The organism is Acetobacterium wieringae (assembly GCF_026646375.1).
Taxonomy (GTDB): domain Bacteria; phylum Bacillota; class Clostridia; order Eubacteriales; family Eubacteriaceae; genus Acetobacterium; species Acetobacterium wieringae_A.
Genome location: NZ_JAIPPU010000018.1, coordinates 1 through 14,768 on the forward strand (window position 1 = coordinate 1; position 14,768 = coordinate 14,768).

Here is a 14,768-nt window from a genome sequence, read left to right on the forward strand (position 1 = left end):
TATATTCGATAAACTTCTTCTTGTCTTTTGAAATTCGCTTAACTTAATGACATTGTCTCTTTGAGGTGGTTTTTTTCTAAGCTGATTGTACTTTCATTTTGAGGGTATAATGGGAATAGAATAATAGAGAGGTGAATAAAAATGGTATTTAAAGAGAGGGTTATTAGCTGGCTTAACTGGATTAAAACAACGGTTATGGAGAATAAACTTAGAACCGGGGCTTTACTTTGCACACTGTTGGCGTTGGCAGGTTTTTTCTTGCCATTTATGAGTGCAAAAATGAGTGCTTCTGTCACCGGAATCATGAATAATACCCTGGAAATCATTAGTCCGGAGTATGACATGATCAATTTTTCTCTAAGTGACTTTGTATTCCAGGAGCCCATTGACGCATTTGAGGTTTATGGGGTGCCCCTCGGAAATATCAAAGTATTGGATCAGTCGGTGCTTGATATTTTAAGAAGTCCACTGCCTGATAAAGGATATATCAGTCGTGTAAATGAAGCTTTAGCAAGTCCGGCATTGGACTATTTGGTCGATCCTCAGGTTCAACAGATTGTGATAACCAATTTTAATAATGGCGAGACGATCAATGGGATTCTCAAAGATTTATGGAGTGTTATCCAAAGTGCCCGAAACATTGCCAGCCAGGTTAATGATATCACCATTCAGGCCCGGCAGTCCATGGATCAGGTCAATGCGACCATGGCCACCATTGATTCATATAAGGCCACTGCGAATGGCGTAATCTTGATTCTTTTCCTCGTTGTCATTGGTTTAATGGCATTGATTCTGTATAGACGGGCCAGTATTAAACTATCAATTTTTATATCCGGGGTTCTTTCGGTATTATTTTTAGGTGCTGGGATTGGTACGGCGGTTGCTAATAATCGGATTAATGAACAGCTCAGTAGTTTGGCCAGTCAGATAAATAATGGTATGATGGAGGCCTTGAGAGCGATATTAGTTGGAACTTTTGGTGATGTGGGGTCATTTATCGCAAATTACATCAGTAGTCAGGCAAATTTTGTGGCCATGGCATTTACCTTGCAGTTAGAGGTCGGGTATTGGATTATTCTTCTGGGATTGTTGGGAGCTTTGGTACTATTGATCGTGCTCGCTCGAAAAGAACGGATGATCACAGATGAAATGGAAATAGTCCTTGATGAATTGGCATTGGCGGTAAAAATTGATGAAGCCATCGAAGACCAGAATGCTGAGCAGGCAATAGCCTTGTTAAATGAAACAACTGAATAGGATACGGTACAGATAATGAAGGATGAAGCATAAATTAATTACCGGTAAAAAACAAGGATGATCCGAAAATCATCCTTGTTTTTTATTCGACTAATTGTGAGATCTTAATACTTTTGGTATGTTCGATGGGTTCCCAGATTTCAATCGGTTTGATAAAACATAAAACATTAATGGGAATCCAGGAAGCCAGATATAACCAGAAAGAAAAAACTGAAACATTATTAATCTGACGAATTTTTTTACCTTCCAGCCATAATACCATGGCGGTAAAGATCACGCTGAAGATGACACCTCCAACTGAAAACAGGATGGCAAAGGTTAAAGCGTTGGACCAGACAGAGGTGGTGACAAACAGCATACCCAGAATGATAAATGAACAAATGGTATAGATGCAGGTCAACACCTGCATAAAGGGCGAAACCAGAAACATCAGCATATCCAGGGCACAGCGGTTTTTATCTTTGACTACCGCATCGATGAGCTCTTGGGAATACTGGTTAAAACATTGAATGGTACCAGTCGACCAACGCTTGCGTTGGGACCAGGATTGATCAAAGGAAATCGGGTGCTCGTCATAGGTAATGGCTTCAGGTACCCAGGCAACGCGGTAACCCTTAATAATGCACTGGGTGGTAAATTCAATATCTTCAGTCAGACTGAACGTTTTGAATCCTTCTTTTTTGATGACGTCCGCATGCATCATAAATCCGGTGCCATTTAAGGTGGCTGACCAGCCCAGTTTGTGACGGGCCAGATTCATAAAGCGGTTCAAGGTCCAGTAAAACACTGACTGACAACCAGAAATCCAGGAATCATCCGGGTTCTTGCTGTCCCGGTAGCCTTGGGCAATTTTTTCGCCTGATTCAAGAACATTATTCATGGTCGAAACAAAGTGTTTATCGACCAGATTATCAGCATCGAAAATGCAGAAAGCGTCATAGATATCATTTTCGGTGAAAATATAATCAAAAAACTGGGAAAGGGCAGCTCCTTTTGATTTGACTTCTGCTGTACAGGTCATGATTTTAGCACCATGTTCAAGGGCGACTTCCCTGGTATTGTCAGTGCAATTATTGGGAATCACATAGACATCCATCAGTTCTTTGGGATAATCCTGTTGGTGAAGACTTTCAATGAGGTTTCCAATCACCGCAGCCTCATTTCGGGCGGCAACCACTACAGCAATGCGGTTTTTGGGAGGGGAGAGGGTATATTTATTGTGTTTGGTATAGCCAAATAAGCCAATTCCGAGATAATAGATACCATAAATAAAAAACGGGATACCTAAAATAAATAACAGAGTAAAAATTTGTGAAACCATCTCTCTTTAATTTCTCCTTTATATTATGTTACATCGATTGTTTTGAGAATCGAAAATAAGTTGTGTTGTTCGATTCAAATAACTACTTGATATAGTATAAATGCTTTTTTATCATGACACAACCACCAGGAATGGTTATTCATGGTGGTTGTGTGAGTTTATGTTCGTCGCATTTAAGTTGTCTCATTTTAACATGAAACAGACTTTTTATCAAGGATGGGGAGTACTTCCTGAAAACGAGATCATCAATATTTTAAGGTTATTCAAAGGTTTGTATCGGTTATTCGGCTTGTATATCCTCTAAATTATCTTTGATCAGTCGAGTACGGGGCATTTCATTTTTATGCATATTGGCATAATAGCCCCAAACCATTAACAATCCAATTGGCCAAAGCAGAAGGCACCACAGTAACAACCACCATTTAGAGTAATAAAAGGGTTTTTTTTCTGAGTTATCATCGGGTATGTTTTCTTCCATCATATCTAATTTATCATCTAACATTGTCACATCCTCCTTTAATTTCTTTTATTAACGTGTAAATACCCAAAAACTGAAATAAACAACATACAAAATAAAATCAAAGGGTTCATTTTTAATTCATATTGATTGGTTAAAATGCCGATACTCAATAAATTCAGTAAGTGGAGGGTCGACGTGAAAAAAGGAAGTATAAAGAAGATCGTGATTGGTAGTATCATTGGGGTGTTGACGATTGGAGGAGGATTTCTGGGCTATCAGGTGCTGGCAGACTCGGCAACGACTCCATACACGGAAACTGTCGTTACAGTGGGTACGATTATCAATGATAACCGTTTTACAGGCGTAATTGAGAGTCAGTCCCGGGAAGCGATTGTCGCAACCAGTGCCTTGGAAATAAGTGATCTATATGTTAGCGAAGGCGAGCTGATCACAGAAGAAACGGATCTTTATGAACCAGTCACTGGTGATATTGTCACATCATCTGTGGCCGGGGAAGTCGCTGAGATTTTTTATGAAGTTGATGATACGGTGGCAGCCGGGGAGAAAATTATGGACATCGTTGATTTTAATAACCTTCAGGTCAGCATCAAGGTCGATGAGTATCAGTTGTCAACCCTGAGCGTTGGGGCTCCGGTCACCATTAATATTGACAGCATCGGGCGTAGTGTTCCAGGTACTGTCAGTGAAATCAGCCGGGAAGCCAAAAATGAAAATGGCGTGGCTTATTTTACTGCAATTGTAGATTTTCAAGGGGATCCGCAAATTCGCATTGGCATGAATGCCGAGGTGGTCATTGTCAAGGAGCAGGTCGAAAACGCCGTGATGGTTCCGGTGACGGCCATTTTATTTGGGGATGATAAAGTGACTTATGTTCTGGTCAAGAGCGAGTCAAAGGAGCCCGAGCAGCGCCTGGTAACCACCGGGATTACCGATGGTATTCAGATTCAAATCATCACCGGTTTAAACGAGAATGAGGTGGTTTGTGTGCCCGTCCTCGACACTGTCGAGACAGCAACTTTCCAGCGGCCACAAACCGGGGGTGAACTATAATGCCGGAAAAAATATTGGAAATGAAGAACCTGGTTAAAACCTATCGGATGGGAGACGAGGAGCAGGTGGTGTTAAAAGGTATTGATCTGGAAATCAATCGCGGCGATTTTTTATCGGTACTGGGCCCATCAGGCTCGGGCAAATCCACCTTGATGAACATTATCGGTTGCCTGGATGTGCCCACCAGTGGTAGCTATTATCTGTCCGGAGAACGGATTGAGGATCTGCCAGAGACGGTACTTTCCCATATCCGCAACCGGGAAATTGGCTTTATCTTTCAGCAGTTCCAACTACTGCCCCGGTTATCAGCTCAGAAAAATGTCGAGTTGCCACTGATTTATGCCGGTGTCCCGGAGAAAGAACGACAGCTTCGCAGTGCCGATATTTTAAAACGGGTGGGACTGGCCGAAAAAATGAAAAACCGGCCCAATCAGTTATCTGGGGGTCAGCAGCAGCGGGTGGCCATTGCCCGGGCGCTGGTTACTGAACCGACAATTTTGCTGGCCGATGAACCCACCGGTGCCCTGGATCAACAGACCGGTCATCAGATTATGGAACTGTTTAAAGAACTGTATCAGGAAGGAAAAACGATTGTGATGATTACCCATGATGCCGATGTTGCTAAAAATGGCAGCCGGATTGTGCGGATTGTTGATGGTAATCTCAGCGAGGGGGTATACAATGCTTAAGGAAAGTATTAAAATGGCTTTAGAAAATATCATCAGCAATAAAATGCGCTCTTTTCTCACTATGCTGGGGATTATTATCGGGGTGGGATCGGTGATTGCCCTGATTACCATTGTTTCGGGGGCGACCAGCACTGTCACCGATCAGGTGGCCTCGATGGGGGCCAATACAGTGACCATTCAGGTTCAGGGAACACCGTTGAAACACGGACTGACCCAAGGAGATGTCAATAAAATTGCGGAGCTTTCAAATATCGAAGGAATTGCCCCAACCATTTCCGGGCAAACGACGGTGGCTTTCGACGGCAACTCCATGGATGAGATCAGCCTCCAGGGAAAAAATGATGTTTACTTTGAAAATACCGAGGATGTCATTTCGGCCGGGCGAATCATCAATCCGATTGATACTGAAAACAAAAGCCGGGTGGCTTTAATCGGAAATGATATTGCCAACGAACTCTATGTGGGGGAAAACCCCATTGGACAGGAAATAAAAATCGGTGGTATTACCTACCAGGTCATTGGAATCTTACAGGAATCGGACAGCTTTGCCCAGGCGAATACCAATAAGGCAGTGATGATACCCTACACCACTGCCATGGGGGTCGTTGGTGCCAAATACATAAACAGTCTAACTGTTTATGTTGCGGATGAGGCCCAGGCAGATACAACCACCCGGCAAATCGAAGGGGTTTTGACCAAAGCTTTTAACGGTGATGATGATGGTTACTCGATTGTCAACATGCAGAGTATTTTGGAGACCATCGAAGAAATGACCAGTATTCTATCGATGATGCTGGGTGGCATCGCCTCAATATCGCTGGTCGTCGGGGGGATCGGAATTATGAACATGATGTTGGTTTCGGTCACTGAACGAACCAGTGAAATCGGCTTGCGCAAGGCCCTGGGTGCAGAGCCGAAGCAAATTCAGCTCCAGTTTCTGATTGAATCAGTGGTACTTTGTCTGATTGGTGGTATCATCGGCTTTGGGCTGGGGGTCATTCTGGCCTGGGTCGTAGCGAATCTGATTGGAACCAGTTTTGCTTTGACGGCATCCACCGTTTTACTGGCAATCGGCTTTTCTGCTGTCATCGGTGTTGTTTTTGGCTTCATGCCAGCCCGCAAGGCGTCCCGACTGAACCCGATTGATGCCCTGCGCAGTATTTAGGAGAAAAACAGGAGAAGGAAATGTTTCGTATTTTGATTTGCGAGGATGACAACCATATTCGCCGACTGTTTCGGGATGTTCTGGAAAAAGAAGGTTATTCAGTGTTTGAAGCGATTGATGGAGTTATGGCGTTGGAGCAGCTGGAAAAAAACCACATTGATCTGTTAATCACCGATGTGATGATGCCCCACATGGATGGTCATGCCTTAACCAAAACCCTGCGGGACGGTGGCCTGGAGCTGCCGATCCTGATGATCACCGCCCGGGAAAGCATCGATGATAAGAAATCTGGTTTTAAAGCCGGAACCGATGATTATATGGTTAAGCCGGTGGACATGGATGAAATGCTGCTGCGGGTCTTTGCCTTGTTACGGCGAGCCAAAATTGCCAATGAACAGCGGCTGGTGGTGGGAAAAACAGTTCTGGATTATGAAGCCTTGACCTTGAACATCGGAGATGAAACCATCACCCTCCCCAAAAAAGAGTTTCTGCTGCTGTTTAAATTATTGTCGGCTCCGAACCGGATTTTCACCCGGGCACAGATTATGGATGAAATCTGGGGCTATGAAAGCGAAAGTGATCACCGTACGGTGGATGTTCATATCAAGCGGTTACGGGAAAAACTGGAACACAACCGGGATTTTGAAATTATCACCGTGAAGGGCCTAGGTTATAAGTCCTGGGTTTTATAGTTGAGATTAAGGAGTTATATGAAAAACAGGATTTTTCATTCAATCTATACAAAATTTCTGGTGACCTTTTTAGGGGTGCTTTTCTTCTCCTCAAGTCTTACCTTTGGCTTGATTTATTGGTCGCAACTGGGCAATATTCTCGAACAGCTCCGGGTGGAACTGGTCAATCAGGCTCAGGCGGTTCAGGTCCTGAAGCAGGAAAAGCTGGAGGATGATGTCATTGTTAATTTATATAGCCAGGGCATTGTGGTGTCCCGGATTGTTGCCAGTTTGGATGAAGTGGGGGTAACCTTAACTGACGAGGAGCAAAAAAAAATCGAGGCCGGGGAGATCGTTTTTCTCAATACCCACCAGGCGCAGGATTTACCAATGGCATTGGGGAAACTGACGGATGGTTATGTGGTCAGTCGGCCGAATCTGGAAAAAAATCAGGTCACAGGCTTTATGGAGCTCCAACGCGCCACCATGCTGGTAACTATATTAATTGGGTCGGTGCTGATTGTTATTGCCGTCGCAATGATTGCCAGACCGATTAAAGCGGTCTCCGAAGCCACCAAAAAAGTGGCGAATGGTGACTTTGATATCAGGTTAACGGTTAGAGGGAAGGATGAACTGGCAGTGTTGGCGCAAAATTTTAATATCATGACAGCTGCGCTTTCCCGCAATGACTATATTCATCGGGATTTTGTCAGCAATGTGTCTCATGAATTCAAAACCCCGATCGCTTCGATCAAGGGATTTGGCAAGCTGTTAAAAGATCCCAATCTTTCAGAAACCCAGAGGCAGGAATATATTGATATTATTGTCGACGAAAGTGACCGGCTATGGAAACTATCAGCTAATGTGTTGAAACTCTCGGAGCTGGAGAATGGCGTTCTGGGTTTAAAAAAAGAAGCCTTTGCCCTGGATGAAGCCATCCGGCGGGTGATCTTGCTGCTGCAGGAAAAGTGGGAAGCAAAAAATATTGAGTTGGATATCCTGTTGGATGAAACAATCTACCAGGGTGATCCGGAGCTGATGGCTCAGGTTATTATCAATCTGTTAACCAATGCCATCAACCATAGTCCTACAGCTGGTCGGATCAGCATTGAACTGCACAAAACTGCCAAAGAAGTGGTGATTGAAATAGCCGATACCGGAAAGGGTATCGCTAAGGAAGATCAGCAAAAAATATTTGATCGCTTTTATAAGGCCGATCAATCCCGGAGTACTCCTGGCACCGGTCTGGGACTCACCATTTCCCAGCGGATTGTGACGCTTCACGGGGGCACCATTGGGGTGGAGAGTGAACCGGGAAAAGGCAGCCGTTTTTTTGTCAGATTGCCCCGATAAACTGTTTAAATAAGCCAGTCATCGATACTTGAGTAGACGTTCCAACGGCTCTGCGGTTGAAACAGTTTACTTAGAGGTCTAAGACTGGCTTTTCTTCGTCGTCAGGAGCAGCAAAAACGTCAGAATAACAGCTCTTTTTAAGATGAACAGGGATTTAGTAATAAATTTTATTGAAGTTAACAAAAAAATAATATATCATGAAATTAGTTTTATTCAGATTACAATAAAGGATGTTCACTGATATGACACTCTATGATTCGCTGTTTCTTTTATATTCCATTGGACTGGTTATTTCAATCATCTGCATTATTGGTGTGGCGCTTCAAAAACCGTCCGATGAGCAGAAGCTGATGCTCCTGATTGCTTTTTTTGCGTTTTTGATATCGCTGGGATATTGGTTGGGGATTCAGGCCAATTCGGCCGAAGCTATCATCATTGCTTATAAACTGATGTATTTGGGTGGCTGTAGTCTTTATTTTTTGTTTGTTCTGTTTTTTGTCCGTTATTATAAGATTAAGGCTCCTATCCTTTTTTTTCCGCTCTTTGGCATGCTTTGTATGTTGCTGATTGGGGGAACTCTGACCATGGATCTACACCACTTGTTTTATCAGAGCTATATCTTTGTTTACAAAACCGGTGTGCCGGTGCTGATAAAAGAATACGGAATCCTTCATACCATCTATATGATCATGGAAGCAGCTGTGGTCGTGGGGCTGATTGTGGTGGTGATCGATCAAAGTCGCAAACGGAAAGATAAAAAAAGGTGGGAGCCATTATTATTGGTGGCGGTGCCGTTAATTCCCGCAGCCATTCATCTGAGTAAATTATATCTGCCGATTCAAATTGATATGGCAGCCATTGGTATTTTGATTTCCGAACTGTTGTTGATTGTGCTGATCTATCGACTCAAGATTTATGATATCAACGATACGGCAAAACAATTGATCATTGATTCGATGGATGATGCCATTATCGTGGTTGATCACAATTACCGGTATAAGGAAGTCAATGAACAGGCTATTGTATTGTTTCCGGATTTTGCCAAAGCTAAAAAGGACACCGGTCTGGCAGAGATCTCTCCGGATCTCGATCAGATCCTCAGAACGCAAGAAACCGGCTTACTCTATCGTGAAAATCGGATTTATGAACCTCGGATTAGAACGATTCGCCGTAATACTCAGAGCAGAGGATATGTGATCTGGTATCAGGATGTCACAGAAGCGGAAAAACGCAAAGAACTGATCCTTAATTACCAACAGGATCTAGAACAGGAAGTGGTGCAGAAAACCGCTCAAATCAAGGAGATTCAGGAACAGATCATCATCAGTTTTGCCAATATTATCGAAATCCGGGATACCATTACCGGGGAACATGTCCGCCGAACTAGTCTTTATGCCGAAAAAATTGCGGCAGTACTGCTTCAAAATGGCGACTATCCGGAGACGGTTAATCAGCAGTTTATCCGGTTGCTTTATGCGGCGGCACCGCTGCATGATGTGGGAAAAATTATGGTTTCTGACAGTATCTTGAACAAGCCGGGAAAACTGACGGAAGCAGAATGGATACTGATGAAAAAACATGCCGAAAATGGCCAGAAGATTTTAGAAAATGCCCTGGCGAAAATTGAGGATGTTGATTATTATAAGATGGTTTGCGAGGTTGCCAGGTATCATCATGAACGCTGGATTGGCAGTGGCTACCCGGAAGCCTTATCTGGCGAAGCGATTCCCCTAAGCGCACGAATTATGGCCATTGCCGATGTCTTTGATGCCCTGACGTCAGCCCGACCCTATAAAGAGATCTATGATTTTGATACTGCCTTTGATATTATCAAAAACGAACGGGGCCTGCAATTTGATCCGATTCTTGTTGATGCCTTTTTATCGATTCGGGATGAAATTGAAGCGATTGCGATTGATCAGGATAACTAAAAAACGTTATATTAAAACAGGGAGCTGTTTGGATCGGTATATCGATCCGGACAGCTCCCTGTTATTTGAAAGAATCGGTAGCGATGAATTAACTGAGTAGCGGACTCGTTGCCAATAAGTCTTCGGCCAATTCGTTTTCCAGTTCTTCAGCTTTTTCAAACTGGGAGTTGTAAAGATTGGCGTAAAAGCCATTTTCTGCCAGCAGACCTTCATGGTTGCCCTGTTCCACAATATCGCCTTCATTCATAACCAGAATCAGGTCGGCATTTTTAATGGTTGACAAGCGATGGGCGATGACAAAGCTGGTTCGTCCTTCCATCAGGTTATCCATGGCTTTCTGGATCAGCACTTCGGTACGGGTATCCACCGAGCTGGTGGCTTCATCGAGAATCAGGATTTTAGGATCTGCCAAAATGGCCCGGGCAATGGTCAAAAGCTGTTTCTGACCCTGGGAAACATTACTGGCTTCTTCGTTTAAGCACATGTTATAGCCATCTGGTAGGGTGTGGACAAAATAATCCACCTGGGCGGCTTTGGCAGCAGCTTCAACCTCGGCATCAGTAGCCTCGAGACGGCCATATTTGATATTGTCCCGGATGCTGGCATTGTATAGCCAGGTATCCTGGAGGACCATTCCAAAGAGGCTGCGCAGATCACCCCGGCTGAAGTCCTTGATATTGTGGCCATCAACCAGGATAGACCCGGATTCGACATCGTAAAAACGCATCAATAGTTTGACAATGGTGGTTTTGCCAGCGCCGGTAGGGCCAACAATGGCGACCTTCTGGCCCTCTTTAATGTGGGCTGAAAAGTCTTTGATAACCGGTTTGTCGGGATGATAACCAAAGTTCACGTGGTCGAAGTCGACCCGGCCGGAAACGCCTGCCAGATCAAAAGCCGTAGCGTTTTCTTCCACTTCTTCCGCTTCGTCCAGAAAGGCGAAGACCCGTTCGGCGGCAGCGGTGGTTTGCTGCAGAATGTTTGAAATATTGGCAATCTGCATAATCGGCTGGGTAAACTGGCGGACATATTGGATAAAAGCCTGGATATCACCAACGCTGAGACGTCCATTGACGGCCAGATAACCGCCAAGAATACAAACCGCCACATAGCCCAGGTTACCAATAAAATTCATCATCGGCATCATCAGTCCGGATAAAAACTGGGACTTCCAGGCTGAGCTGTAAAGGGTGGTGTTATAGTGATCAAAGGTTTCAAACGAAGCTTCTTCGCCGTTAAACGCCTTAACCACGTTGTGACCACCGTACATTTCTTCGACATGGCCGTTAATGTGGCCCAGATAGGTTTGCTGTTCACTGAAATGTGGCTGGGACTTTTTAACAATGTTGACCACCACCACAAATGAAATTGGCACAATCAACAGTGCTACTATGGTCATTTGCCAGCTGATTGAAAACATCATAATCAGAATACCCGCTAGGGTAGCCACTGAGGTAATGATTTGGGTGACGCTCTGGTTCAGGGTCTGATTGACCGTTTCAATATCGTTGGTTAGAAAAGAAAGCACTTCGCCATAGCTAGTTTTGTCAAAGTATTTAAAAGGCAGACGATTAATTTTGGCAAAAATATTGCGTCGCAGTTCATAGGTGACTTTCATCGAGATGCCCGTCATGATATAGCCCTGAATATAGGAAAACAGCGCTGCAATGACGTAGAGGCCAAGGAGCAGTAGCAGAATCTGGCTGATGTAGCCAAAGTCGATGCCCTTGCCATTATCGGCAATCAGATTCATAACCCCTTCAAAAAGAGCGGTGGTGGCATTTCCAAGGATTTTTGGTCCGACAATCATAAAGACAGTTGAGGCAACGGCGAAGATCAGCACAAAGAAGAGTCTGATTTTATAGACCGACAGATAACGGGCCAGTTTTTTAAGGCTACCTTTAAAATCTTTGGCTTTTTCGCCGGGCATCATGCCAGCGGGGCCACCGGGACCTCGGCCCATTCCGCCGCCCATATTACCTCGTTTGGGTATTTTAATGTTTTTTTGATCGCTCATATGTTTAGTTCCTCCTCTGATAATTGTGAGGATGCAATTTCCTGGTAGGTGGCACAGCTTTTTAAGAGTTCATGATGGGTTCCCTTGCCAACGATTCGGCCATGATCCAGAACGATAATCTGTTCCGCTTGCATAATCGTGTTGATTCGTTGGGCGACAATCAGTACGGTACTGTTGCCGGTATATTCTTTTAAAGCCCGGCGTAGCGCCACATCGGTTTTATAATCCAAAGCCGAAAAGCTGTCGTCAAAAATATAGATATCCGGTTTACGGACCAGTGCCCGGGCAATCGAGAGCCGTTGCTTCTGACCGCCGGAAACATTGCTGCCACCCTGGGCGATTTCCCGCTCGAAACCATCAGGACTGCCTTCGATAAAGTCGGCGGCCTGTGCAACTTGAGCAGCAAGGGCCAGATCGTCATCACTGGCATTTTGATTGCCATAGCGCAGATTGGAAGCGATCGTGCCCGAAAAAAGCACCCCTTTTTGAGGAATGTAACCAATTTTTTCCCGCAGATCATGTTGGGTAACCTCCCGGATGTCAAGACCATCGATTTTGATCACACCCGCAGTCACATCAAAGAAGCGGGGGATCAGATTGATCAGGGTTGATTTACCCGACCCGGTGGAGCCAATAAAGGCTGTGGTTTCGCCGGGATTCGCAATAAAGCTGATATCATGAAGGACATCTTCCTCGGCACCTTCGTAGCGGAACGAGACGTGGTCAAATTCGAGGGTAGTCTGGGCCTTCAGCGGCAATTCTTTGGGGGTAACCGGATCGACAATGCTGGGTTTGACCGCCAGCACTTCCTGAATCCGATCACCGGAAACAGCTGCCCGGGGAATCATGATAAACATCATCGACATCATCAGGAAGGAGAAGATAATTTGCATGGTGTACTGCATAAAGGCCATCATATCACCAACCTGCATGGCGGCATCGGCGATTTGTTGGGCACCGACCCAGACAACCAGAAGGGTCACACCATTCATGATAAACATCATGGTTGGCATCATAAAGACCATCACCCGGTTGACAAAAAGATTATTGGCAGTAGTATCCTTATTAACCTGATCAAAGCGGTTTTCTTCAAATTTCTGGTTACCGAAAGCCCGGATGACCATCAAACCGGTCAGGCTTTCCCGGGTGACCAGATTCAATTTATCAACCAGTTTCTGAATCAGTTTGAAACGGGGCATGGCAACGGTAAAAACGACCCCAATCAGGAGCATAATCGCCACAACGGCGACAACGATAATCCAACCCATTGAGGTGGTTCGACGCAGTGCCATAATAATCCCGCCAATGGCCAAAATCGGTGAATAGATGAGAATCCGGATACCCATAATCAGCATCGTCTGGATTTGGGTGATGTCATTGGTGTTTCGGGTGATGAGTGAGGCGGTCGAGAATTTATCAAATTCGGTATTAGAGAAGCACTGGACTTTTCGAAAAACATCCCGGCGGAGATTTTGGGAAACCCCGGCTGCGGTGCGGGCCGAAAAGAAGCCGATTAAAATTGATGCCAGAGCGGCAATTAGCGATAACAGCAGCATCAGCGCACCGATTTTTAAGATATAAAGGTTTTGTATGGCACCAACATCAACACCAAGTTCGATATAGAATTGTTTGGTGAATTGAACGGCGGTCTGGATCTGCATCGATTCTGGAGTTTGGGCAGCCTGTTCCCGGGCCTCGTCAAAAGTGGCAGGAGGCAATTTAGTGAGCATCGGCAGAGCTCCATAAATCTGAGTAAAATCCAGATCAGTCATGCTTTCGGTGGCGCTGGCATCGGTCGCTCCGGTATCCAGAGAACGCATGTAATTAATAAAGGTCCAGGTAGCTTCGCCAAAAATCGGGTCTAGCGTAGCAAACGTTTCTGCAGCAGGATCGGTCAGCACATAGATGCTTTCGGTTGCCAGTGCGGGAAATTTTGCCAGGGTGCTCTCATAATTGGGATTACTGGTATCCTCCGGGCTCATCAGCAGATAATTATCGGCCACTGTTTGCTGATCATCCTCGGTCATGAAGGTTGTCATCAGCGCATAGCCGTCTTCACTGATGGCTTCCGGTGTGGCATGCTCGATCCCGTTTTGCTGGATGCCGACATTGACAATATCAGACATAAAGTTTGGCAGATTCAGATCGGATATTGCTTGCACAAAAAGCAGCACCAGGGTAATGAAAAGCACCCCCAGATAGGGTTTTAAATAACGTGAAAGCTTGATCATGTTGTTTTCCTTTCGGCTTTTTCATTTTGATTCTGGTCACCTTGTTTTCGATCAATCTGATCAAAGGCGACCGTTAACTTGTCTAACAAAAGTACCAGGGCGCGGGTATCTTCTTCGCCCAGCAGGGTGGCGGCTTCGTCATAGATTTGGAAGCAGGATTTTGATACATCGGTTTCCAGCTGACGCCCAGCATCAGTGAGATTAACGTAAACCAGACGGCGATCCTTGCTGGAGGCGATCCGCTGTACATAGCCATGTTTTTCCAGAGTAGAAATGGTTTGAGAAACACCGGGCATGGAAATGGCGGTTTCCCGACTGAGCTGGGAAATTTTCACCCCAGGGGCCAGTGGAAGCTTGTTGTTCAGAGCGGTGTTCTGTTCCTCATCATACATTTTTTTAAGGGTTTTTAGCATAAAAAACTCATGGGGTTTGAGATCCTGCATAAATTCTTTATGAATCCGCCCCATACTTGATTTTTTAATACGATGAAATGCCTTAAAAAGTTCGTGTCCATTAAAATTCAATGATAACTCCTTTCGCAGATTAATGATTAATTGAAATAACAGTTAATCACCATAATAGTTAATTTAGTTAAGTAAACA

At 44.7% G+C, this 14,768-nt stretch carries 12 protein-coding genes; 7 read left to right on the top strand and 5 right to left on the bottom strand.

The window, feature by feature from the left end; all coding sequences use genetic code 11:
• The first annotated feature begins 141 nt into the window (after positions 1-141).
• Complete coding sequence (locus Q7P33_RS14900; RefSeq protein WP_303871523.1) at positions 142-1,257, top strand: hypothetical protein; 1,116 nt, start codon at positions 142-144, stop codon at positions 1,255-1,257.
• Between the two features lie 82 nt (positions 1,258-1,339).
• Here the strand turns inward: Q7P33_RS14900 and Q7P33_RS14905 are convergent, their stop codons facing one another.
• Entirely contained in the window at positions 1,340-2,578 is a 1,239-nt protein-coding gene (locus tag Q7P33_RS14905; RefSeq protein ID WP_303871524.1) for a glycosyltransferase family 2 protein, read from the bottom strand.
• A gap of 280 nt (positions 2,579-2,858) precedes the next feature.
• On the bottom strand, positions 2,859-3,080 hold the full coding sequence (locus Q7P33_RS14910) for a hypothetical protein (RefSeq protein ID WP_303871526.1): 222 nt from the start codon (positions 3,078-3,080) through the stop codon (positions 2,859-2,861).
• Between the two features lie 153 nt (positions 3,081-3,233).
• Between Q7P33_RS14910 and Q7P33_RS14915 the strand changes: the two genes are divergently transcribed.
• The 6 genes from Q7P33_RS14915 to Q7P33_RS14940 all read left to right on the top strand — a co-directional run bounded on the left by Q7P33_RS14915 (position 3,234) and on the right by Q7P33_RS14940 (position 9,918).
• Positions 3,234-4,109, top strand: a complete 876-nt coding sequence (locus Q7P33_RS14915; protein WP_303871528.1) for an efflux RND transporter periplasmic adaptor subunit — start codon at positions 3,234-3,236, stop codon at positions 4,107-4,109.
• Entirely contained in the window at positions 4,109-4,798 is a 690-nt protein-coding gene (locus tag Q7P33_RS14920; protein WP_303871529.1) for an ABC transporter ATP-binding protein, read from the top strand. Before Q7P33_RS14915 ends, Q7P33_RS14920 begins: the two co-directional genes overlap by 1 nt.
• Entirely contained in the window at positions 4,791-5,963 is a 1,173-nt protein-coding gene (locus tag Q7P33_RS14925; protein WP_303871530.1) for an ABC transporter permease, read from the top strand. The genes Q7P33_RS14920 and Q7P33_RS14925 overlap by 8 nt, the downstream gene beginning before the upstream one ends.
• A 20-nt stretch (positions 5,964-5,983) precedes the next feature.
• On the top strand, positions 5,984-6,655 hold the full coding sequence (locus Q7P33_RS14930; protein ID WP_303871531.1) for a response regulator transcription factor: 672 nt from the start codon (positions 5,984-5,986) through the stop codon (positions 6,653-6,655).
• A gap of 18 nt (positions 6,656-6,673) precedes the next feature.
• Positions 6,674-7,987 (top strand): HAMP domain-containing sensor histidine kinase, encoded by a 1,314-nt coding sequence (locus Q7P33_RS14935; protein WP_303871533.1) that lies wholly within the window; start codon positions 6,674-6,676, stop codon positions 7,985-7,987.
• Positions 7,988-8,229: 242 nt separating this feature from the next.
• Positions 8,230-9,918, top strand: coding sequence for an HD domain-containing phosphohydrolase (locus tag Q7P33_RS14940; protein ID WP_303871535.1), 1,689 nt, complete (start codon positions 8,230-8,232; stop codon positions 9,916-9,918).
• Positions 9,919-10,006: 88 nt separating this feature from the next.
• On the opposite strand, the gene Q7P33_RS14945 is transcribed toward Q7P33_RS14940, so the two are convergent.
• From Q7P33_RS14945 to Q7P33_RS14955, 3 genes are read right to left on the bottom strand one after another with little or no spacing between them, the layout of a single operon-like run.
• Complete coding sequence (locus tag Q7P33_RS14945; RefSeq protein ID WP_303871537.1) at positions 10,007-11,935, bottom strand: ABC transporter ATP-binding protein; 1,929 nt, start codon at positions 11,933-11,935, stop codon at positions 10,007-10,009.
• Positions 11,932-14,166 (bottom strand): ABC transporter ATP-binding protein, encoded by a 2,235-nt coding sequence (locus Q7P33_RS14950; protein ID WP_303871538.1) that lies wholly within the window; start codon positions 14,164-14,166, stop codon positions 11,932-11,934. The genes Q7P33_RS14945 and Q7P33_RS14950 overlap by 4 nt, the downstream gene beginning before the upstream one ends.
• Positions 14,163-14,690: a MarR family winged helix-turn-helix transcriptional regulator gene (locus Q7P33_RS14955; protein WP_303871539.1), complete on the bottom strand. Its 528-nt coding sequence runs from the start codon at positions 14,688-14,690 to the stop codon at positions 14,163-14,165. The genes Q7P33_RS14950 and Q7P33_RS14955 overlap by 4 nt, the downstream gene beginning before the upstream one ends.
• Positions 14,691-14,768 lie beyond the last annotated feature (78 nt).